Origin of the sequence: Micromonospora sp. NPDC003816, from assembly GCF_042874705.1 — a bacterium.
Lineage (GTDB): Bacteria > Actinomycetota > Actinomycetes > Mycobacteriales > Micromonosporaceae > Micromonospora.
In genome coordinates this window covers 267,938-287,038 of the sequence record NZ_JBIANP010000006.1, presented here as the reverse complement: position 1 = coordinate 287,038, position 19,101 = coordinate 267,938, and the positions used below count along the sequence as shown (strand labels likewise).

Below are 19,101 nucleotides of genomic sequence, written 5' to 3'. Positions count from 1 at the left end.
GGGCTTTCCTTTCGTTCGCGACTGCGGGGCTCGCGTACACCAGGCCACGGCCACCAACCGGTCCGCGCCGCTCACTCCTCGCGCTCACCGGTTGTCCTCCGGAACGTAGGTCAGAGTCGCCCGGTCGGCGGGGGCGAGCACGTCGGCGGCGACCTCGGCGATCTGCTCGGCGGTCACCGCGAGCCAGCCCGGCAGCCGATCGGCGAGCACCCGGGGGTCACCGAACTGGGTGGTGTACCGGCCCAACGCGTCGGCCCGACCGTCCACCGTGGACATCTGCCGCCACCAGGCGGTGGTCAGCAGCGCCTTGGCGCGGTCCAGCTCGGCGGCGGTGACCGGCACGGTGGTCAGCTCGTCGATCACCTCGGCCAGCCCGGCGGCCAGTCGCTCGGCGTCCACGCCGGGACGGGCGGTGGCGGTGGCGATCAGCGGTGCCGGCGCGTGCGCCAGGTCCACCCCGTACGCCCCGACCAGATCCGGCTGGGCGATCCGCTCACCGTCGGCGAGGCGCTGGTAGAGGCGACTGCCCCGACCGCTGCCGAGCACGGTGGCGAGCACCGTCACCACGTCGTACCCGGGGGTGCCGAAAGGGTGCGTGCGGTGCGCGACGTACACCCGGGGCGCCGGAACGTCCGCGACCACCGTCTCCCCCACCGGCTCGCCGCTACCGGCGATGACCAGGCCGTCCGGGGCGGAGGGGATCTCCGGCCGGGGCGGGATGGCGCCGAAGTACTTCTCGGCCAGCGCGGTGACCTCGTCGACGGTCGTGTCACCGACCACGGTCAGCACGGCGTTGTTCGGTGCGTAGTACGTCCGGTGGAACGCCTGGAAGGTGGCCAGGTCGGCGGCGTTCAGGTCGGCCATCGAGCCGATGGTGGCGTGATGATACGGATGGCCCGGCGGATAGAGCAGCGGCAGCAGGCGCAGCCAGGCGTCGCCGTACGGCACGTTCTCGTAGCGCTGACGGCGCTCGTTCTTGACCACGTCCCGCTGGTTGTCCAGCGTCTCCTGGGTCAGCGCCGGCACCAGGCCGCCCATCCGGTCGGCCTCCAGCCACAGCGCCAGTTCGAGGTGCTCGGCCGGGACCGTCTCGAAGTAGTTCGTGCGGTCCGGGTTGGTGGTGGCGTTGAGCGAACCCCCCGCGCCCTGCACCAACTTCATGTGTTCGGTCTTGGCGACGTTCACCGAGCCCTCGAACATCAGGTGCTCGAAGAGGTGTGCGAAACCGGTCTGTCCGGCCGGCTCGTGCCGCGAGCCGACGTCGTACCAGAGGTTGACCGCGACCGCCGGGGCGGTGCGGTCCTCGCTGACCACCACGCGCAGGCCGTTGTCCAGTCGGGTCGTCGAGATGGGCCAGGGATAACCGCTGTCGGGCATGGCCCCGACGCTATCCGATCTCCCGGCCCGGGCGGGGGTGGGACGCGGCGCCCGTGTCGCGGGCGTCCGCGTCCCGACACGGTCAGTCCGGCGGCTCGATCGGGGTCACCGTCTGCTCCGAGGTACGCCGTTCCAGGACGGTGTCCGGTGCGGCGTTGCGGTCGGCCTCGCGGAGGTCCGACTCGGTCAGGATCGCGTCGGCCTGGGCCTGGGGGTCGTCGCTGCCGACCGCCGCCTCCTCCGGCAGCAGGTGGGCCCGCGACTCGATCCGCTCCTGGTCGCTCTGCGCGTTCGTCATGCCGGTTCCTTTACCCCCACCCCGTTGCTCACACGCGTGTAAGGAAGGGCCCCTTACTAACGCCTCGTGTCGTACCCGGGTCCCCTCCTTGCATCTCAGGCGCGGAACGGCCCACGGACCTCGTAGGTGATACCGCCCGAGGAGGACCCGCTGGCGCCGCGCTGCGAGGAGAAGTAGAACCGGGTGCCGTCGGGCGAGAAGGCCGGCCCGCAGATCTCCGAGGAGGACTGGCCGGTGATCCGTAGGAACGGCGCGACCACCTCGTCCGGGGTGATCACGCAGATCTCCATGGTGCCGCCGTCCTCGGCGACGTAGAGATCACCCGAGCGGGCACCGGTGATGTTGTCCACCCCGGTCAGCGGTGCGGTGCCGGAGACCAGCGAGTCGTCGTACGCCAGGTCGATCCGCTGCCGGACCGCGTCGTACGCCCAGACCCGGTTGTCGCCCTTCGTGGTGAACCAGCAGGTGCCGTCGGCGTACCAGCAGCCCTCTCCACCGTTGAAGCCCTTGGCGCCGGAGACCTGGCGGCGGGTGAGCGTGCTCGACGCCGCCGGGTCGGGCACCCGCGCCCAGGTGACCGGGCCACTGGTGCCGCTGCCGGCGACCAGCACCTCCAGCGTGCCGGTGGAGAGGTCGCCCCAGTTCGTCGGCCGGAAACGGTAGAAGCAGCCGTCGGTCTCGTCCTCGGTCAGATAGATCACCCGCCGGTCCGGGTCGCAGGCGGCGGCCTCGTGCCTGAAGCGGCCCATCGCCGCCCGCCGCACCGCCGTGGTGCCGCCCTGCGGGTACGTCTCGTAGACGTACCCGCGACTCACCTCCTCGCAGGAGAGCCAGGTGCCCCACCCGGTGGCGCCCCCGGCGCAGTTCTGGTTGGTGCCGGAGAGGAGCCGGTACGCCGACGCGACGCTTCCGTCGGCGTGGAACCGGACCGCCGAGGCCCCGCCGCCCGGTGTGATCTCAGAGTTCGAGACGTAGATCCAGCCGGTGCCGGCGGCGAAACAGGCGCCGCCGTCGGGTGCGTCGTGCCAGACGTATGACGTGCCGGGCACCGCCTGACGGGACCGGGCGATCACCCGGCTGGTGAATCCGGTCGGCAGCATGATGCCGTTGGCGTCGGCGGTGCGCAGCGGACCGTACGGGCCGGCACCGGGTTGAGCAGGGGCGGCGACGGCAGCGCCGACCCAGAGACCGCCGGAGAAGGCGGCGGCGCCACCGGCGACGGCGGTACGCAGAACGGTACGACGATCCATCGGAACCCCTCGGGAGACGTCTGTCGGTCGCGCCGAAACTACCGAGCGTTTCATCGATCAGGGTGAACCTGAGACGAGGCTTCGGCGACGAGAAGGTGAGCATCCGCGCACCGTCAGGTACTCTTACCGCCGTGACGCGGTCGTATCGATGGTTTAGGCAGCCGGCTCGGCCGGTGACCTCACCATGATCTGACGTCACCGAATTCGAGCCGGCCGGGCAGGAGCTTTCGTTCCTGCCCTTTCGCGTACGAGCAGCCGGCTCGACCCGGGCACCGGCCCCGGGTGCGGTCGGCGAAAGGATGCCCACCGTGACGACCCCGGAGAACCACCGGGTCATCGACCAGCGGATCGACCGCGTCGTGCCGCTGACCACCCCGGCTCTGCTGCTGCACGAGTTGCCCCTGGACGCCGGCCTCACCTCGGCCGTGCTGTCCGGGCGACGCGCCGTCGGGCAGGTCCTCGACCGTGCCGACGACCGCCTGCTCGTGGTGGTCGGACCGTGCTCGGTGCACGACCCCGCCGCCGCCCTGGACTACGCGCACCGGCTGCGCGAGGCGGCCGACCGGGTCTCGGACGACCTGCTGGTGGTGATGCGGGTCTACTTCGAGAAGCCGCGTTCCACGGTGGGCTGGAAGGGCCTGATCAACGACCCGGGGCTGGACGGTTCCGGTGACGTGAACACCGGCCTGCGGCTGGCCCGGGCGCTGCTGCTCGACGTGCTGCGCCTGGGGCTGCCGGTGGGCTGCGAGTTCCTCGACCCGATCACCCCGCAGTACATCGCCGACACGGTGGCGTGGGGTGCGATCGGGGCGCGCACGGTGGAGAGCCAGGTGCACCGCCAGCTCGCCTCCGGCCTCTCCATGCCGATCGGCATGAAGAACCGCCCCGACGGCAGCATCTCCACCGCGGTGGACGCGATCCGGGCGGCCGGCGTACCGCACGTCTTCCCCGGCATCGACGTCTCCGGCACCCCGGCGATCATGCACACCCGGGGCAACGCGGACGGCCACCTGGTGCTGCGCGGCGGTGGCGGTCGGCCCAACTACGACGCCGAGTCGGTCGCCGGCGCGCTGGAGCTGCTGCGGGCCGCCGGCCTGCCGGAGCGGCTGGTGGTGGACGCCAGCCACGCCAACAGCGGCAAGGACCACCGCAACCAGCCCACCGTGGCCGCCGACGTGGCCGCGCAGATCGCCGCCGGCCAGCAGGGCATCGTCGGGATCATGCTGGAGAGCTTCCTGGAGCCCGGCCGGCAGGACCTGGACCCGACCCGCGAGCTGACCTACGGGCAGTCCGTGACCGACGCCTGCATCGGCTGGGACAGCACCGACGAGGTGCTCGACGCACTGGCCACCGCCGTCCGCACCCGCCGCGCCCACCACTCGCAGACCCTGCCCACTCCCGCCTGACCTGCTCCCGTCGATCGGAGGTCGGCGTGCGGCGCGACCAGCGAGAACGCCGCCGACCTCATGATCGCCACGGATACAGGGGGAGTTTGGCCGGGTGGGGTGGGGGTAGGTGGCGGACGTGACCGATGACGTACCCGTGACCGGGGCACCCGTGGTGCCCACGGCACCGACGACCGAGGCGCGGCTGCCCGACGCCATCCTGGCCGACGTGCCCGTGGTCGACACCGCGGGCATCGACCCGGCCGTCACCGACCTGCCCGGTACGGCTGCCGCCGTACCCGACGAGGTGGAGACGGAGGAGGTGGACACCCGGCCGCTCGTCGATCTGCTCGACGACCTCTACCACGGTCAGGAGCGGATCAGTCAGGTGGACATCTACCGGCGGGCGGTCGCCGCGGAGTTGCCGGCGCAGCTGCTCTCCCGGCTCAACGCGCTGCCCCAGGGCGAGTACGCGGTCGACGAGGTGACCGACCTGCTGGGTGGTACGGCGGGGTGACGTCCGGCGCCGACCCGGCCGGTGCCGGCGACGAGAAGAGGAACACGATGTCGCAGCCCGAGGAAGACCAGGACGACCGGATGCCCGCGCTCGGCCAACCCCCGGAGGGCACCGACACCCTCCCCGAGCCGGACTTCGCCAACGAGCACGACCGCACGGCCGTGGACCGGGACATCATCACCGGCGACGACGAGGGCGAACGCGAACCGGAGTCGCCGCGCGGCTGGTCCGGCATGCAGCGCTGACACGACCGGCGTGCGGCGCTGACGCACGCGCACGGAGAGGCCCGGTGTCCCGGCGGCACACGCCACCGGAGGACACCGGGCCCACGTCACTCCTTGTGGTCACCCTCGGCACCTCGCTGCGCCATCGCGTACGCCATCTGGAGGAAGTCCGACGCGGTCACCGCGGTCAGGGCGGTGGCCACCAGCCGGGTCAGCCTCGGCGTGAGCACCAGCGCACCGGTGAACCCGGTGGCCACCCAGACCGCCAGGCAGAACGGGCAACTCAGCAGCTCACCGATGGCGTGCCGGGTGGAGCTGCCGGAGTCGCGTACCTGCTCCATCACCTCGCCGCTGCCGATCGGCCGGTCGTACTGCGTGAACGGCGCCCGCAACGGACTGGTCACCGCGTCCTTGGACAGCAGCCGGCTGAGCTTGTGGGTGGCGATGGCCAGGAGCACGACGTCGGACGTGGCGGGTCGCTCCGGCACCGGGCGGCCGGTCGCCTTGACCAGTCCGGCGATGGCACCGGTCACCGCGGCGTAGGTGCCCATCGCCGCCAGGTAACCGCCCAGCGGGCGGTGCTCGTGCGGGGCGTACGCCTGACGCAACCGCGCCACCTTCTGCTTCAGCTCGCTCACCCGGCCTCCTTCGTCTCACGCGGGGGTGAGCCGTCCCGGCCGGGACGGCCCAGATCGCCGCCCGGACTCCGGGCGGCTCTGGTCGGTGTCTCGGCGGGTCAGCCGGCCTGGAGGTTGTCGTCCACCTCGCGGGCCAGCTTGGTGAGGGCCTCGTCGGCGAGCCGGTCGGTCTCGGCACCGCCGCCGGAGATGTCCAGGCGGACCCGGGCACCACCGGCGTCGACCGGCTCCACCCGCAGCTCGGCCCACCAGTCGGTGCCGTGGCCGGCCCACCGGGCCCGCATCCGGTCGCCGTCGCCCTGGTCGGACGAGTCGCCCGTGCGCAGGGGTTCGGGCAGCCAGGCTGCGACCCGGTCGGGATCGGTCGCGGTGTTGAAGACGACCTCGGGGGGCGCGGACACACCGCGTTCGGCGTACGCCATCACGCGTCCCGCAGCCGGCTCGGGTCGACCTCCCGCCCGGGGTGCCGGGCGAGGTACTCGGTCTCGAGTTCGGCGGTGCGCCGCAGGTGGTTGGCCAACGCCGAGTCGGTGGCGTGGCGCAAGGTGTCCAGGCGGGTGCGGTGCAGGCTCTGCACCTCACGGATTAGGTCGTCCTCACTCAGCTCGGCCGGGTCGACGCCGGGCAGGTCCCCGTCGAGCGGGCCGGCTGTCGTCCGGTCCTCGCCCCACTCGGGGATCCGCTGCTCGGGGCTCACCTCGGTGCCACCGCCGGGAAACCCGTCCGATCGTCCTGATCCGGTCATCTCGCGCCCCCTCGTCCGTGCTGGGCTGGCATCTGTACGGTTGCCCACGCCGGGTGCGGCCAAACCAGCGCGGCCACTACGACACCGCGTCGGAGAGCGGAGCCGCTCCCGGTACCCTCGTTGCCATGAAGCGGCTCTGGACCCCGGCGTGGATCGCCCGCCACGTGGCCCTGGTCGTGCTGGTCACCACCTTCCTCAGCCTCGGCTGGTGGCAGGTCAGCCGGGCCGCCGCCGGCAACGCCATCAGTTGGGGTTACGCCGTGGAGTGGCCGATCTTCGCGGGTTTCGTGGTCTTCGTGTGGTGGCGCGAGGTGCGCCACACGCTGCGGGAGCAGCCGACCGCCGAGTCCGGCGACAGCACGGGAGCGCCCGATACCTCGACGGCGCCCGACACCTCGGCCGGCGGCGACCAGGCCGGAGTGATCGCCGGTACGCCGGAGGCGGACCGGCCGCGATCCGGATTCCGCCGCCCGGTACGGGTGGCCCGCGCCACCGCCGTCGAGGAGGTCTCCGACGACGCGGACCTGGCCGCCTACAACCGCTACCTGTCATGGTTGAACGCCAATCCGGGCGCCAAGCCCGGTGACTACCCCGGCTGAGCCCGGGCCGGAAGGACTGACGGACGTGCGCGCTGCCCTCACCCGCTACCGCGTGATCGCCTGGATCGTCGGCGTGGTGCTGATCCTGCTCGTCGTGATCGGCATGCCGCTCAAGTACGGCTTCGACAACCCGATCCTGGTGGAGACCGTCGGCCAGGCGCACGGCTTCCTCTACATGCTCTATCTGGTCGCCGCGTTCGACCTGTCCCGGCGGGTCAACTGGCCGCTCAAGCGGATGGTCCTGGTGATGCTGGCCGGCACCGTGCCGTTCGTCTCCTTCTGGGCCGAGCGCCGGGTGAGCGCGTTGTACCTGGCCGAGCAGCGGGAGCGGGAGCAGCAGACGCCGGAGCCGGTGGCCGGCTGACCACCCGCCCCGCGCGGCGGGCTCTCACCGGCCCGGTCGCCACGGGTCGGCGGTCGCCATCGGGTCCTCCCACCCGCCGTAGCTGTGCATCTCCCGGGCCCGGCGCAACGCCCGGCTCACCTGGCCGAACTGCTGCTCGTCGTCGCTGCTGAACAGCAGTTCCTCACGATCGCCGCGACGTCCCCACAGCTCGTACGGCGGCGGACGCCAGCGGTCCCCGGCCGCCGCGAGCAGCACCGGCACCAGGAAGACCGCCCCCAGCAGCAGGTACGCCTCGGCGGTGAGCCGGTGCAGTCCCCCGGTGAAGCCGAGCACCAGGCCGATGCCACCGATCACCACGGCGGAGACCAGTACGGCCCGGGCCGCCACCGGGTCGTGATCCCCCCGGGTGGTGTGCAGATGGGTCAGCTCGGCGACCCGCCAGCTGCTGCGCCCGACGGTGAACCGGTCGGCGGTGACGACGATCCCGGGTCGGGCGTAGAGCAGCCGTTGGCTCCGACGGGCACCCCCGGGCGCGGAGCGTGGTGGTCGTGTCCTCGCACCATCCGGATTCACGGCACCTCCTTCCCCACCACCGGGCACCGCCGGACCGGTCCACGATCCTCGGTGCCGGGCTGACGGGAATCCCGGCTGTGCGCCCATTGTCTGCCGGACGCGCCAGCCTCACCGGCCTGTTTCCGGTGGTCACGCCGCTTCCTCGGCCCGCCAATGCCGGAAAGAGCCGCCCAAGTCCGTCTTATCGGTTATAGCGCCGAGGCATCCGACGTCATATGCCGAGAGCGACCAGTACGGCATCTGCCCAGATAACCCTACATACCCTCTTAGGGTGAATCAGATTCGCCACACGCTCCTCACATGTCCCGACAATCCCTGCCGGTAACTCTGTTCCCGTACTACCTTGGGCAGGTCGGCCCGGTCGACCGCCGTCCACTCGGACGGCACCGGGTCGGTGCCGTCGCGGAGCGTCAGCAGGCCCGCGCCGGCCCTGGGAGAGGAGCATCGAGCTCTTGTCGTCCCTGACGAACACGCTGCGCGCTCTGGCCGTGGCCGCCTGCTCGCTGGCGCTTGTCGCGCCCGCCACGGTGGCCCGAGCCGAGCCGTCGACCGCCGAGTTGACCCGGCGGATCGACAAGTCCTCCGCCGAACTCCAGGACGTGGTGGAGTCACACAACGAGCTGCGCGAAAAGATCAAGGACAACCGGACCGCTGTCGACCGGTTGCAGGAGCGGATCGGTCCGCTGGAGCAGCAGGCCGAACAGAGCCGGGCGGACGTCGGCCAGATGGCCGTGACCGCGTACAAGACCGGCAACCTCGGCGCCGCCGAGGCCCTGCTGCGCACCGACGACTCGACGTCCATGCTCGACCGGCTCGGCACGCTGGACCACCTGACCCGGCAACGCCAGGCGACCGTGGCCAGCTACACCGCCGACCAGCAGCGGCTGCTCGACGAGAAGACCCGGCTGGACGTCACGCTCAGCCGACAGGCCGCACAGTCCCGGGAGTTGGCCGCCGCGAAACGGCGGATCGAGCGGGACCTGGCCAAGCTCTACGAGATGCGCCGGCAGGCGTACGGCCGGGCGACCGAACGCCCGACCAGCAACTCCGGCGGCGCCGACAACGCGCCCTCGGTCTCCGGGCAGGCCGGTGTGGCCGTCCGGTTCGCCTACGGCGCGCTCGGCAAGCCGTACGCCTGGGGGCAGGACGGGCCGAACGGCTACGACTGCTCCGGGTTGACCTCGGCCGCCTGGCGGGCCGCAGGCAAGTCCCTGCCACACAACACCCGGATGCAGTGGGGCAAGGTGGCACAGATCAGCCGTGGCGAGCTACGCCCCGGCGACCTGGTCTTCTATCGCAGCCTCGGGCACGTGGCGATCTACGTGGGCGACGGTCAGGTGATCCACGCCCCCACGTTCGGCCGCAACGTGGAGAAACGTGCCGTCGACCTGATGCCCCCGTACGGCTACGGACGGGTGCGCTGAGTCGACGGCTCGGCGCGCCCGCAGACGGTGAACGGCCGGCGTCCCCCTATCGGACGCCGGCCGTTCGCCGTCATTGATACCAGCTCAGGCGGCCTGTAGGCCCTCCGCGCGAGCCAGCTCGCGCAGGCGCCCGAGCGCCTGGATCTCCAACTGCCGGATCCGTTCCCGGGAGAGCGAGAACCGCGAGGCCACCTCGGTGAGCGAGTGCTCCCGACCGTCCTCCAGCCCGTAGCGGGCCCGCATGATCCCGGCCGAACGGTCGTCGAGGTGGTTGAGCAACCCCTCGATGCGCTGCCGCTCCAGCCCGGTGAGCACGATCTCCTCCGGCGACGGCGCGTCGCTGTCGGCGACCAGGTCACCCAGGTTGGTGTCGCCGTCGTCGCCGACCGGCGTGTCCAGCGACACGGTGTCCTGCGACCAACGGACCAGCTCGTTGACCCGCTCGACGGTCACGCCGAGCGCCGCGGCGATCTGCTCCGGCTCCGGGTCGCCGCCCAACTCGCGGGTGAGCTGGCGAGCCACGTTGCGCATCCGGTTGACGTCCTCCACCAGGTGCACCGGCAGCCGCACGGTGCGCTCCTGCTGGGCGATGGCCCGGCTGATCGCCTGGCGGATCCACCAGGTCGCGTAGGTGGAGAACTTGTAGCCGCGCTCGTAGTCGAACTTCTCGACCGCCCGGACCAGACCGGTGTTGCCCTCCTGGATCAGGTCCAGCATGGGCATCCCGGAGCGGACGTAACGGCGGGCGATCGACACGACGAGCCGGAGGTTGGCCCGGATGAACAGGTCCTTTGCCCGCTCGCCCTCGGCGACCAGCCGGGCCAGGTCGTCCCGGGTGGCACCGTCGGGAATCCGGTCCTCACCGAGCAGGTGCTCGGCATAGAGGCCGGCCTCGATCGCCTTGGAGAGATCGACCTCCTTGGCGGCGTCCAGCAGTGGCGTCCGGGAGATCTCGTGCAGGTAGACTCCGACCAGGTCGCGCTCCTCGGCGACCTCGTCGGTGCGCATTCCGATGTTCTTGTCCACGTTGCCCACGGTCCCCTCGCTCGCGCCGGTTGCCCGGTTCCTTGCCATCCCCACGCCCATCGGCCCTCCCCGCGCCTTCCGCTGTGCCCACCGGAGCCGGCATCTACACAACAGATGAGACGTGTCAGGGATTCCATGTCGTGGGTCGAAAGTGTCACGAATGCCTGATAATCCGCTGAGAGCACGGTCCACGTTTGCTGTCAGCACCCTGCCTGACTGGGGTCGGCAGGCACCTCGTGAGGTCGACGGATCGACGGATCGCCGTCCGTCCCGGTCCATGGCAACACTGCCCGGCCGACCGACACAGCGACCCGGGTCACCGCCGTGCTGCGATCCTGGTCACTGGCTGATACGCGTACGCGGACCAGTCGGTTCATCCACGCCGGTGGTAATACCCCACGCCCAGATGAACAATCCGTGCCCCGCTTCTATGCCCGGCCCGTCGGGCGCCCGTGGGCGTGTCGGATTCAGGACGCGAGGAGCGCGAGCGCACCGCGAACCTGGTCGGCGGAACGCGCCAGAGCCGCCCGCGCGGTCGGCGCCCCCACCCCCGAGACGAGGCTGACCAGGGCGGTCTTCAGATCGCCGTCCGCCTCGTCGAGGGCCTGCCGGGCCCGCTCCTCGGCACAGCCGGTCGCCTCGACCAGGATCGAGAGCATTCGACCCCGGAGCTTCGCGTTGGTCGCCACCATGTCGATCATCAGGTTCGAGTAGACCCGGCCCAGCCGCACCATGACCGCGGTGGAGAAGCTGTTCAGCACGATCTTCTGGGCCGTGCCCGCCTTCATCCGGGTCGACCCGGCGACCACCTCCGGCCCGGTGTCCAGGCCGATGAAGACGTCCACCGACCGGGCGGCCGGAGCGTCCGGGTTCGCGCAGAGCAGCACCGTCGAGGCGCCCTCGGTCCGGGACGCGGCGAGCGCCCCGAGGACGTACGGGGTGCGACCGCTGGCGGTGAGACCGACCACCACGTCACCGCTACGTACGCAGTCGGCCGCCTCGGCCTCGCCTCGGGTGTCGTCGTCCTCGGCGTCCTCCACCGCCCGCCACACGGCGTCCGGTCCGCCGGCCACGTGGGCGCAGAACCAGTGGCGGGGTGAGTTGAAGGTGGGGGCCAGTTCGGCGGCGTCCAGCACGCCCAGCCGCCCCGAGGTGCCGGCCCCGAAGTAGTGCACCCGGCATCCACCGCGCAGCGCCGTGACGGCGAGGTCGACGCTCTCGGCGATCCGGTCGAGGGCGGCGGCCACCGCGGCCGGTACTCGCCGGTCGGCTTCGTTGATCACGGCCAGCACGTCCCGGGTGGACATCAGGTCCAGATCGACGCTGAGCGGGTTGCGCCGCTCGGTCGGCGCACCGACCCGGATCGTCGGGCGGACGGCGACCGGGGCCACCGCGTCGGGCTCCACCGCACCGGCGGTCATGCCCGCCTCCGGGCGGACCCGACCCGGTGGGACCGGACCGCCTCGGCGGTCGCCTCCAGCGCCTTGCGGGCCCGGGGACGGTTGCGCGCGGCCACCCCGACGAAAAGGCAGTCGACCACGGTGAGCTGGGCGATCCGGCTGGCGGTGGCGCCGGAACGGTACGTCGTCTCCCGGGCGGCGGTGGTCAGGATGTGGTCGGCGACGTCGGTCACCGGCGAGCGCGGGAAGTTGGTCAGCACCACCGTGGTGGCGCCTCGGCCCCGCGCCTGCTCCAGCACCTCCACCACGTCCGACGTGGTGCCGGTGTGCGAGATGCCGACCGCGACGTCGCCCCGGCCGAGCAGGGCCGCCGAGGTCAACGCGGTGTGCACGTCCGGGAAGTAGAAGGCGGTCCGACCGATACGGTGCAGCTTCTGCTGGAAGTCCGAGGCCACGAATCCGCTCGCCCCGGCACCGTAGATGTCGATCCGTCCGGCGGCGACGATGGCGTCCACCACCCGCTCGCAGACCGCCGGGTCGAGTTGCTCGGCGGTCTCCTCGACGGCACGGGCGTCGTTGAACGCGATGGTCGCGATGATCTGGGCGAAGTCGGCCCCGGGCGGGATGTCACCGCCCACCACCCGCGCGTCCGGCGGTTCGATCCGCCGGGCCGCCTCGGCGGCGAGCCGGATCCGCAGTTGCGGGTAGCCGTCCATACCGACCGAGCGGCAGAACCGGATGACGGTGGCCTCCGATGTCTGGGCGGTGGTGGCGAGGTCGGTGATGGTGCGCCGGGCCGCGTCGGCGGGGTCGGCGACCACCAGCCGGGCGACGCGTTGCTCGGCCGGTGACAGCGACGGGAGCAGGCCGCTGATGTGGACGATCAGTCCACCCGGCTCCTGACTCGCGGAAATCTTCGGACTCTTCCCCACGTATGAAACTTACTTTCACACGCCGTGAGCGTCAACCACGCCGCGCCCGCCCGACGGACGACACGTAGCGGGCGCACGACCACAGCCTGCCACCCGTCCGAAGGGGCCCGCCTCCTCCGGCGGGCCGGGTCCGGCCGGTCGGGTGGGGCCGACCGGGGGCCGACCGGACGGCGGCACTAGCGTGAAGCCATGACGCGACGCAGTGTGCTGGTCACCGGGGGCACGGGCGGGCTGGGCGGGGCGGTTACCGCCGCGTTCGCCGAGGCGGGCTGGCGGGTGGTCGCGCCACACCGCGACCGGTCGACGCCGGAGGCCGACCCCGAGGGCGACACACCGGTCCGACCCGTCGCGGACCTCACCGACCCGCAGGACGTCGCCCGCGCCGTCGAGGTGGCCGCCGGCGACCCCGACGCGCCGTTGCGCGCCGTGGTCAACCTGGTCGGCGGGTACGCCAGCGGTGGCCTGGTGCACGAGACCCCGATCGAGGAGTTCGAGCGGATACTCACCCTCAACCTGCGCCCGACCCACCTGGTGACCCGGGCGGCCCTGCCGCACCTGGTCGCGGCCGGCGGCGGCGCGGTGGTGTGCGTGGCGGCCCGGGCGGCCCTCGCGCCGTTCCCCGGGGTGGCCGGCTACGTGACCGCCAAGGCCGCCGTGCTCGGTTTCGCCTCGGCCGTGGCGGTGGAGTACAAGGCCACGGGCGTGCGCTGCAACACGGTGCTGCCCAGCGTCATCGACACGCCTTCCAACCGGACCGCGATGCCCGACGCCGACCACTCCCGCTGGGTGGTCCCCGCCGAGATCGCCTCGGTGATCCGTTTTCTGGCCTCCGACGATTCCGCGCCGACCAGCGGCGCCGCGGTGCCGGTCTACGGCCGGGCCTGAATCGCGACCGGCCCGGTCGCCGACGGCAGGGCCTGGATCGGGACCAGCGCGGTCGCCGGACCGGGCAGCCACGGCCTGACCCGCCGTGGACCCGGCTCGTCCGGCTCGTCGTCGGCGGGAAGCCATGCGGCGAGATGGTCACGGATCTCGCGGGCCACCAGGTCCGCCGGCCGGTCCCCGTCGACCGGTACGAAGCCCGGCGACTCCGGAAGGGTGCGGTAGGCGAGGTCGGCGGCGGTCAGGTAGGGCAGGCTCTCCTGGTCGGTGCCGCGCCGCTCGATCCGCCGGTACGCCTCGGACGGCGGCACCGTCAACAGGAACGTCACCTGCGGCTGCGGGAAGACCCGGTACGCGGCCCGGACCAGCCGCTCCCAGCGCTGGCCCCCGTGTGCCCGCAGGCTCGCGTACTGGCATGCGGCGTACCGGTCCATCACCGCCACCCGGCCGGTGCACAGGCTGCCGAGCAGGGCCATGGCGATGGCGAGCCAGCGCAGCACGGACTCCAGCAGCAGCATGCCGTCGCGCCCGACCAGTCCCTGGGCGTCCGGTCGGCCGAGCCGGTGCGCGGCTCGCCCCAACCAGAGACGCCCCCCGGCGTTGCGGTGATAGGTGGCCGGGTGGCCGGCCGCGGTGAGCGCCTCGGCGAGCCGGTGCGCCTGAGTGGTCTTGCCCGAGCCGTCCACGCCGATCAGGGCCACGGTGCGCAGTCGGGCCGTGCCGCACCGAATACCCGTCGATCTGGCCACTCTCGACAGGATATCCGAGCCCCGCATCACGGCCGAGAGGTTCATCCCGTTATGTGGTTGATCGCGCCCTTACCCGCGCCGCACAGGTGTGGGCGACCGGATTGCCGGGTACCGATCCGGCATCCCACCGGTAGCACTGAACGAGTTCGACGGGAGAGGCGACATGGCCGAGCGCGACGACGAGACTCTCCTGCACACACTGAAGAAGGTCGCCGCCGTGCTCAAGCAGTCGGACATTCCGTTCGCACTCGGCGGCAGCTTCGCCGTGTACGCGCACGGCGGTCACTCCAGCGAGCACGACGTCGACTTCCTCATCCGTGAGCCCGACGTCGAAGCCGCCCTGGAGGCGCTGGTGGCGGCCGGGTTCACCGCCGAGCGGCCCCCGGAGGACTGGCTGGTCAAGGTCTACGACGGCGGCCGGATGGTGGACCTGATCCACCGCCCGATCGAGACGCCGGTGACCGAGGAGACCTTCGCCGACACGGTCGTGCGGCCGGTCGACGCCATCCACATGCCGGTGCTGTCCGCCTCACAGTTGATGGTGCACAAACTGCTCAGCTTCTCCCAGCACTACTGCGACTTCGCGCGAGGGCTGCCGCTGGCCCGGTCGCTGCGGGAGCAGATCGACTGGGAACGGGTACGCAAGGAGACGCAGCACTCGCCGTACGCGGAGGCGTTCCTGGTGCTGCTGGACAGGCTGGACGTCGTGCCCGACGGCGGCACGGCCGACGGGAGGGGAACACCGTGACCACGTACCGCGACCCCGGCGCCGGGCCGCCGGACGAGTACGTCGAGGCGGAGATCCACCGGCTGCTCGCCGAGGATCCCGCCGTCGCCGAGCAGGGCATCTCCGTGGTCCGTACGGATCGCGGTCTGGTGCTCCGGGGTGAGGTGGAGAGCGCCCACCGGCGGGAGGAGATCCTGCGCCGGGTGGCCGAGCGCTTCCCCGAGGAGCCGGTCACCAGCGACATCGGGGTGATCCGCGCGCAGGCGCCCACTGAGATCGAGCAACTGCCCTGAGGAGGCGCGATGGCTATCCGGATCGCCGCGGTGGGCGACGTACACGTGGACGAGGATGTGGTCGGCCGTTTCCGGCCGGCCCTGGAGGAACTGCCGGACAAGGCCGACGTGCTGCTGCTCGCCGGTGACCTGACCCGGCACGGCACCGAGGCGGAGGCCCGGTGCGTGGCACGGGAGTTCGGCGGGCTGGGGGTACCGGTCATCGCCGTGCTCGGCAACCACGACCACCAGTGCGACCAGGTGCCGCAGGTGGTCGGCGCGTTGCAGGAGGCGGGGATCATCGTGCTGGAGGGCGACGGCGTGGTGCTGGACTGCGCCGGCAGCCGACTCGGCGTCGCCGGGGTGAAGGGCTTCGGCGGCGGGTTCGCCGGTCGGTGCGCCAGCGACTTCGGCGAACCGGAGATGAAGGCGTTCGTCCGCACCACGACCGAGAGCGCGGACCGGCTGAGTGCCGCGCTGCGCTCACTGGACTGCGACACGTTGGTGGCGTTGACCCACTATTCGCCGGTGCCGGACACGCTGGCCGGGGAGCCGCTGGAGATCTACCCGTTCCTGGGCTGCTACCAGCTCGGGCAGGCGGTCGACTCGGCACCCACCGCGCTGGCCCTGCACGGCCACGCGCACCACGGCTCGGAGCGCGGCACGACGCCGGGCGGGGTACGCGTCCGCAACGTCGCACACCCGGTGATCAAGCAGGCGTACAGCGTCTTCCATCTGGGTGAAGACCTTGATCAGCCGCAGGTTTCCGGAGTCGGAGTGGGGGGTATTCAGCAAACATGGAGCTGATTCTCTGGATTCTCGCAGTCGTACTGGTGGTCTCCGGCATCCTCGCGCTGTTTCGCCGGCAGATCCTGTGGGGCATCGTCCTCATCGTTGTTGGCCTGCTCGTGGGCCCGGGTGGTGTGAGCATCTTCAGTTGACGTGGCGGCGCAACGCGTCGCCTGTCCCGGACCCGCCGGGGTCGTCGTGACCGGAACTCCGTCCTCCCGACAGGAGTCACCGGCCACGGCGACCCCGGCGTGCTTGCGTCCGGGCCCGGTCCGCGTCGCGGGCCGCGGATACCGCCGATCCACCGAGGCGGAAGCCCGCCCTGCCGGCGGGGTTTGCCGGCCTGACCGACGGAGAAGCAGGTGAGCATGCGAACGAGTGCGAGCGACACCCGGCGAGGCGGCGCCCGGCAGTGGTGGGCGTTGGCCGGGTTCGCGGCGGCGGTCATCGCGGCAGCGGTCATCGGCAACCTGGCCGCCGTCGGCGCTGCGGACGAGTACCGCAGCGTCGAGCAGCCCTCCTGGGCACCCCCGTCCTGGTTGTTCGGCCCGGTCTGGACGCTGCTGTACGTGACCATCGCGCTGGCCGGCTGGCTCGTCTGGCGCCGGGTCGGTTTCGGCCCGGCCGTGCTCGCCTGGGTGGTACAGCTGGCGCTCAACGCCGCCTGGACCCCGCTGTTCTTCGGTGCCGGGCGGTACGGCCTGGCCTTCGCGGAGATCGTGCTGCTGTGGTTGGCGATCGGCGTGACCGTCCTGCTGTTCCGGCGGGTCAGCACCGCTGCGGCCGTCCTGCTGCTGCCCTACTGGGCCTGGGTGACCTTCGCGGCGGCGCTGAACTACTCGATCTGGCAACTCAACGGCTGACCCGCCCGACGGCCCCTGCCGACCAGACGGGCGGATCGCCCCGATCAGCAGCAGGCCACGTCCGGCACCCTTCGCGATCGTGCCGAGGCAGCCATCCGCATCCGCGCACCGACCGCCCGTGTTGATCAAGAAGTTTGGTCACGGGGCGGGACGACTCAGGGTGCAAACTTCTTGGTCAACTCCTGCGGACCCGACCCGTTGCGGGTGCGGTCGACCGTCGACGTGGGTCGGCCGTCGGGAATAGGTCGACCGGCGGCGGGTCGCTGTCACAGTGCACCGGGCTTTGGGAGTGGGGCGGCGGCAGGTCGCGCCATGACAATCGGCGGCCCTGGGGAGTGGGGCGGGCGTGAGCATGGGCTTGTCCGGGGGGTGGTCCGTCGGGCCTGGAGGTCGGGGACGCCGATCGACGAGGGTGATCGCCGACGCTGGGAGCGCACCCACGCAGCGACGACAGGTTTCCGGATTGTTACTCGGTCGTGTCCGTCCCAGGGCTGGACCGCGCGAGATGCAAGCGCTTACATGTGAAAACGCCCATCGGACCGGCGCCAGGTCACCGGATGCGATCCCGGCCGGCGCCGGCTAGGAAGGAGGACGGCATGGCAGTCTTTGCCAGGCCACGCCAGGCCCTCGTGATCGCCGGCGCGCTCGGACTGGCGCTCGGCGCCACCGCCTGCGGCACCGGCAGCAGCACCAGTAGCGGCAACAACACCAACGCCGATTCCGCCGAGTGTGCCCCGTACGAGAAGTACCAGGGCCACGACGGCAAGAAGGTGTCGATCTACTCGTCGATCCGGGACATCGAGGCCGACCGGCTGGACGAGTCGTGGAAGCAGTTCGAAGAGTGCACCGGCATCGAGATCAACCACGAGGGCAGTGGTGAGTTCGAGGCGCAGCTGCCCGTACGCGTCGACGGCGGCAATGCCCCCGACCTGGCGTTCATCCCCCAGCCCGGTCTGATCCAGCGGTTCGCCGAGCGGGACCAGATCAAGGCCGCCGGCGCCGAGACCAAGGCGATGGCCGAGGAGAACTACCCGGCCGACTGGCTGACGTACAGCACGGTCAACGGCACCTTCTACGGCGCGCCGCTCGGCTCGAACGTGAAGTCCTTCGTCTGGTACTCGCCGAAGATGTTCCAGGAGAAGGGCTGGGCCGTCCCGACCACCTGGGACGAGCTGATCAAGCTCAGCGACACGATCGCGGACAGCGGCACCAAGCCGTGGTGCGCCGGGATCGAGTCCGGCGAGGCCACCGGCTGGCCGGCCACCGACTGGATCGAAGACCTGATGCTGCGTACGCAGACTCCCGAGGTCTACGACCAGTGGACCAAGCACGAGATCCCGTTCAACGACCCCCGGGTCGCCGAGGCGCTCGACCGCGCCGGCACCATCCTGAAGAACGAGAAGTACGTCAACGGCGGCTTCGGCGGGGTGCGCAGCATCGCCACCACCTCCTTCCAGGAGGCGGGCGTTCCGATCACGGCCGGCAAGTGCGCGCTGCACCGGCAGGCCTCGTTCTACGCCAACCAGTGGCCGCAGGGCACGCGGGTGGCCGAGGACGGCGACGTGTTCGCGTTCTACTTCCCGGCCATCGACCCGGCCAAGGGCAAGCCGGTCCTGGGCGGCGGCGAGTTCGTGACGGCGTTCAGCGACCGTCCCGAGGTGCAGGCGGTGCAGACGTACCTCGCCTCCGGTGAGCACGCCAACAGCCGCGCGAAGATCGGCGACTGGGTGTCGGCCAACAACAAGCTCGACCTGGCCAACGTCGCGAACCCGATCGACAAGCTCTCCGTGGAGCTTCTCCAGGACGACAGCTCGGTCTTCCGCTTCGACGGGTCCGACCTGATGCCGGCGGCCGTCGGCAACGGCACCTTCTGGAAGGGCATGGTCGAGTGGATCAACGGGCGGGACACCGCCACGGTCCTCCAGGGCATCGAGAGCAGCTGGCCCAAGTAAGTCCAGTGGTGGGGGGGGGCGCGCGCGCGGGCCCGCCCCCCCCCCCCCCCCCCCCCCCCCGGCGCCGTGTTGTTCGTAGAGAAAGGCGCCCCGCGGCCCCAACAGGAGAGTGTGGTGGGGGGGGGGGGGGGCG

24 protein-coding genes are annotated in these 19,101 nt (G+C 71.6%); 13 read left to right on the top strand and 11 right to left on the bottom strand.

Going from position 1 to position 19,101, the window contains the following annotated elements; translation table 11 throughout:
• Positions 1-84: 84 nt before the first annotated feature.
• The 3 genes from ACFYTT_RS21260 to ACFYTT_RS21250 all read right to left on the bottom strand — a co-directional run bounded on the left by ACFYTT_RS21260 (position 85) and on the right by ACFYTT_RS21250 (position 2,925).
• Complete coding sequence (locus tag ACFYTT_RS21260) at positions 85-1,377, bottom strand: M16 family metallopeptidase (protein WP_387261348.1); 1,293 nt, start codon at positions 1,375-1,377, stop codon at positions 85-87.
• Positions 1,378-1,459: 82 nt separating this feature from the next.
• Positions 1,460-1,675, bottom strand: a complete 216-nt coding sequence (locus ACFYTT_RS21255) for a hypothetical protein (protein ID WP_131051734.1) — start codon at positions 1,673-1,675, stop codon at positions 1,460-1,462.
• A 95-nt stretch (positions 1,676-1,770) separates the two neighbouring features.
• Positions 1,771-2,925: an alkaline phosphatase PhoX gene (locus ACFYTT_RS21250; RefSeq protein WP_387261345.1), complete on the bottom strand. Its 1,155-nt coding sequence runs from the start codon at positions 2,923-2,925 to the stop codon at positions 1,771-1,773.
• A 299-nt stretch (positions 2,926-3,224) separates the two neighbouring features.
• Between ACFYTT_RS21250 and ACFYTT_RS21245 the strand changes: the two genes are divergently transcribed.
• The 3 genes from ACFYTT_RS21245 to ACFYTT_RS21235 all read left to right on the top strand — a co-directional run bounded on the left by ACFYTT_RS21245 (position 3,225) and on the right by ACFYTT_RS21235 (position 5,072).
• Positions 3,225-4,331, top strand: coding sequence for a 3-deoxy-7-phosphoheptulonate synthase (locus tag ACFYTT_RS21245; protein ID WP_131051732.1), 1,107 nt, complete (start codon positions 3,225-3,227; stop codon positions 4,329-4,331).
• A gap of 232 nt (positions 4,332-4,563) precedes the next feature.
• Positions 4,564-4,827 (top strand): hypothetical protein, encoded by a 264-nt coding sequence (locus ACFYTT_RS21240; protein WP_387261674.1) that lies wholly within the window; start codon positions 4,564-4,566, stop codon positions 4,825-4,827.
• Between the two features lie 47 nt (positions 4,828-4,874).
• A complete protein-coding gene (locus ACFYTT_RS21235; RefSeq protein ID WP_131051755.1) occupies positions 4,875-5,072 on the top strand; it encodes a hypothetical protein in 198 nt (65 codons plus the stop codon).
• Between the two features lie 86 nt (positions 5,073-5,158).
• Here the strand turns inward: ACFYTT_RS21235 and ACFYTT_RS21230 are convergent, their stop codons facing one another.
• From ACFYTT_RS21230 to ACFYTT_RS21220, 3 genes are all read right to left on the bottom strand, one after another.
• Positions 5,159-5,689 (bottom strand): DUF1360 domain-containing protein, encoded by a 531-nt coding sequence (locus tag ACFYTT_RS21230; RefSeq protein WP_131051731.1) that lies wholly within the window; start codon positions 5,687-5,689, stop codon positions 5,159-5,161.
• Positions 5,690-5,787: 98 nt separating this feature from the next.
• The gene (locus tag ACFYTT_RS21225) at positions 5,788-6,111 is read right to left on the bottom strand and encodes an SRPBCC family protein (protein ID WP_131051730.1); all 324 of its coding nucleotides are present in this window, start codon (positions 6,109-6,111) and stop codon (positions 5,788-5,790) included.
• Positions 6,111-6,434: a DUF6158 family protein gene (locus tag ACFYTT_RS21220; RefSeq protein ID WP_131051729.1), complete on the bottom strand. Its 324-nt coding sequence runs from the start codon at positions 6,432-6,434 to the stop codon at positions 6,111-6,113. The genes ACFYTT_RS21225 and ACFYTT_RS21220 overlap by 1 nt, the downstream gene beginning before the upstream one ends.
• A 125-nt stretch (positions 6,435-6,559) precedes the next feature.
• Here ACFYTT_RS21220 and ACFYTT_RS21215 point away from each other — a divergent pair, with 125 nt between their 5' ends.
• Entirely contained in the window at positions 6,560-7,033 is a 474-nt protein-coding gene (locus ACFYTT_RS21215; RefSeq protein WP_131051728.1) for a hypothetical protein, read from the top strand.
• A 25-nt stretch (positions 7,034-7,058) separates the two neighbouring features.
• The gene (locus tag ACFYTT_RS21210; protein ID WP_131051727.1) at positions 7,059-7,397 is read left to right on the top strand and encodes a DUF3817 domain-containing protein; all 339 of its coding nucleotides are present in this window, start codon (positions 7,059-7,061) and stop codon (positions 7,395-7,397) included.
• A 24-nt stretch (positions 7,398-7,421) separates the two neighbouring features.
• Here ACFYTT_RS21210 and ACFYTT_RS21205 read toward each other — a convergent pair whose 3' ends face one another.
• Entirely contained in the window at positions 7,422-7,952 is a 531-nt protein-coding gene (locus ACFYTT_RS21205) for a DUF6232 family protein (protein WP_176095068.1), read from the bottom strand.
• A 452-nt stretch (positions 7,953-8,404) separates the two neighbouring features.
• On the opposite strand from ACFYTT_RS21205, the gene ACFYTT_RS21200 reads away from it, so the two are divergent.
• Positions 8,405-9,376 carry a C40 family peptidase gene (locus ACFYTT_RS21200; RefSeq protein WP_131051726.1) on the top strand — a complete coding sequence of 324 codons (972 nt, stop codon included), beginning with the start codon at positions 8,405-8,407 and terminating at the stop codon, positions 9,374-9,376.
• Positions 9,377-9,460: 84 nt separating this feature from the next.
• Here ACFYTT_RS21200 and ACFYTT_RS21195 read toward each other — a convergent pair whose 3' ends face one another.
• The 3 genes from ACFYTT_RS21195 to ACFYTT_RS21185 form a co-directional block, all read right to left on the bottom strand.
• Positions 9,461-10,450, bottom strand: coding sequence for an RNA polymerase sigma factor RpoD/SigA (locus ACFYTT_RS21195; RefSeq protein WP_176095990.1), 990 nt, complete (start codon positions 10,448-10,450; stop codon positions 9,461-9,463).
• Positions 10,451-10,869: 419 nt separating this feature from the next.
• Positions 10,870-11,823, bottom strand: a complete 954-nt coding sequence (locus ACFYTT_RS21190) for an N-acetylmuramic acid 6-phosphate etherase (RefSeq protein WP_387261338.1) — start codon at positions 11,821-11,823, stop codon at positions 10,870-10,872.
• Entirely contained in the window at positions 11,820-12,734 is a 915-nt protein-coding gene (locus tag ACFYTT_RS21185; RefSeq protein WP_131057883.1) for a MurR/RpiR family transcriptional regulator, read from the bottom strand. The genes ACFYTT_RS21190 and ACFYTT_RS21185 overlap by 4 nt, the downstream gene beginning before the upstream one ends.
• A gap of 189 nt (positions 12,735-12,923) precedes the next feature.
• Between ACFYTT_RS21185 and ACFYTT_RS21180 the strand changes: the two genes are divergently transcribed.
• Positions 12,924-13,619, top strand: a complete 696-nt coding sequence (locus tag ACFYTT_RS21180) for an SDR family NAD(P)-dependent oxidoreductase (RefSeq protein ID WP_387261335.1) — start codon at positions 12,924-12,926, stop codon at positions 13,617-13,619.
• On the opposite strand, the gene ACFYTT_RS21175 is transcribed toward ACFYTT_RS21180, so the two are convergent.
• Positions 13,604-14,392 carry a dTMP kinase gene (locus ACFYTT_RS21175; RefSeq protein WP_387261332.1) on the bottom strand — a complete coding sequence of 263 codons (789 nt, stop codon included), beginning with the start codon at positions 14,390-14,392 and terminating at the stop codon, positions 13,604-13,606. The genes ACFYTT_RS21180 and ACFYTT_RS21175 overlap by 16 nt on opposite strands.
• A gap of 94 nt (positions 14,393-14,486) precedes the next feature.
• Here ACFYTT_RS21175 and ACFYTT_RS21170 point away from each other — a divergent pair, with 94 nt between their 5' ends.
• The 6 genes from ACFYTT_RS21170 to ACFYTT_RS21145 all read left to right on the top strand — a co-directional run bounded on the left by ACFYTT_RS21170 (position 14,487) and on the right by ACFYTT_RS21145 (position 18,968).
• Complete coding sequence (locus tag ACFYTT_RS21170; protein WP_255446618.1) at positions 14,487-15,113, top strand: nucleotidyltransferase; 627 nt, start codon at positions 14,487-14,489, stop codon at positions 15,111-15,113.
• Positions 15,110-15,385 (top strand): hypothetical protein, encoded by a 276-nt coding sequence (locus ACFYTT_RS21165; protein ID WP_387261329.1) that lies wholly within the window; start codon positions 15,110-15,112, stop codon positions 15,383-15,385. The genes ACFYTT_RS21170 and ACFYTT_RS21165 overlap by 4 nt, the downstream gene beginning before the upstream one ends.
• A 9-nt stretch (positions 15,386-15,394) precedes the next feature.
• Positions 15,395-16,171 carry a metallophosphoesterase gene (locus tag ACFYTT_RS21160; protein ID WP_387261326.1) on the top strand — a complete coding sequence of 259 codons (777 nt, stop codon included), beginning with the start codon at positions 15,395-15,397 and terminating at the stop codon, positions 16,169-16,171.
• Positions 16,162-16,305, top strand: a complete 144-nt coding sequence (locus ACFYTT_RS21155) for a GPGG-motif small membrane protein (RefSeq protein ID WP_162854360.1) — start codon at positions 16,162-16,164, stop codon at positions 16,303-16,305. The genes ACFYTT_RS21160 and ACFYTT_RS21155 overlap by 10 nt, the downstream gene beginning before the upstream one ends.
• 216 nt (positions 16,306-16,521) lie before the next feature.
• Entirely contained in the window at positions 16,522-17,016 is a 495-nt protein-coding gene (locus ACFYTT_RS21150) for a TspO/MBR family protein (RefSeq protein WP_176095072.1), read from the top strand.
• 596 nt (positions 17,017-17,612) lie between these two features.
• Positions 17,613-18,968 carry an ABC transporter substrate-binding protein gene (locus ACFYTT_RS21145; RefSeq protein WP_387261323.1) on the top strand — a complete coding sequence of 452 codons (1,356 nt, stop codon included), beginning with the start codon at positions 17,613-17,615 and terminating at the stop codon, positions 18,966-18,968.
• Positions 18,969-19,101 lie beyond the last annotated feature (133 nt).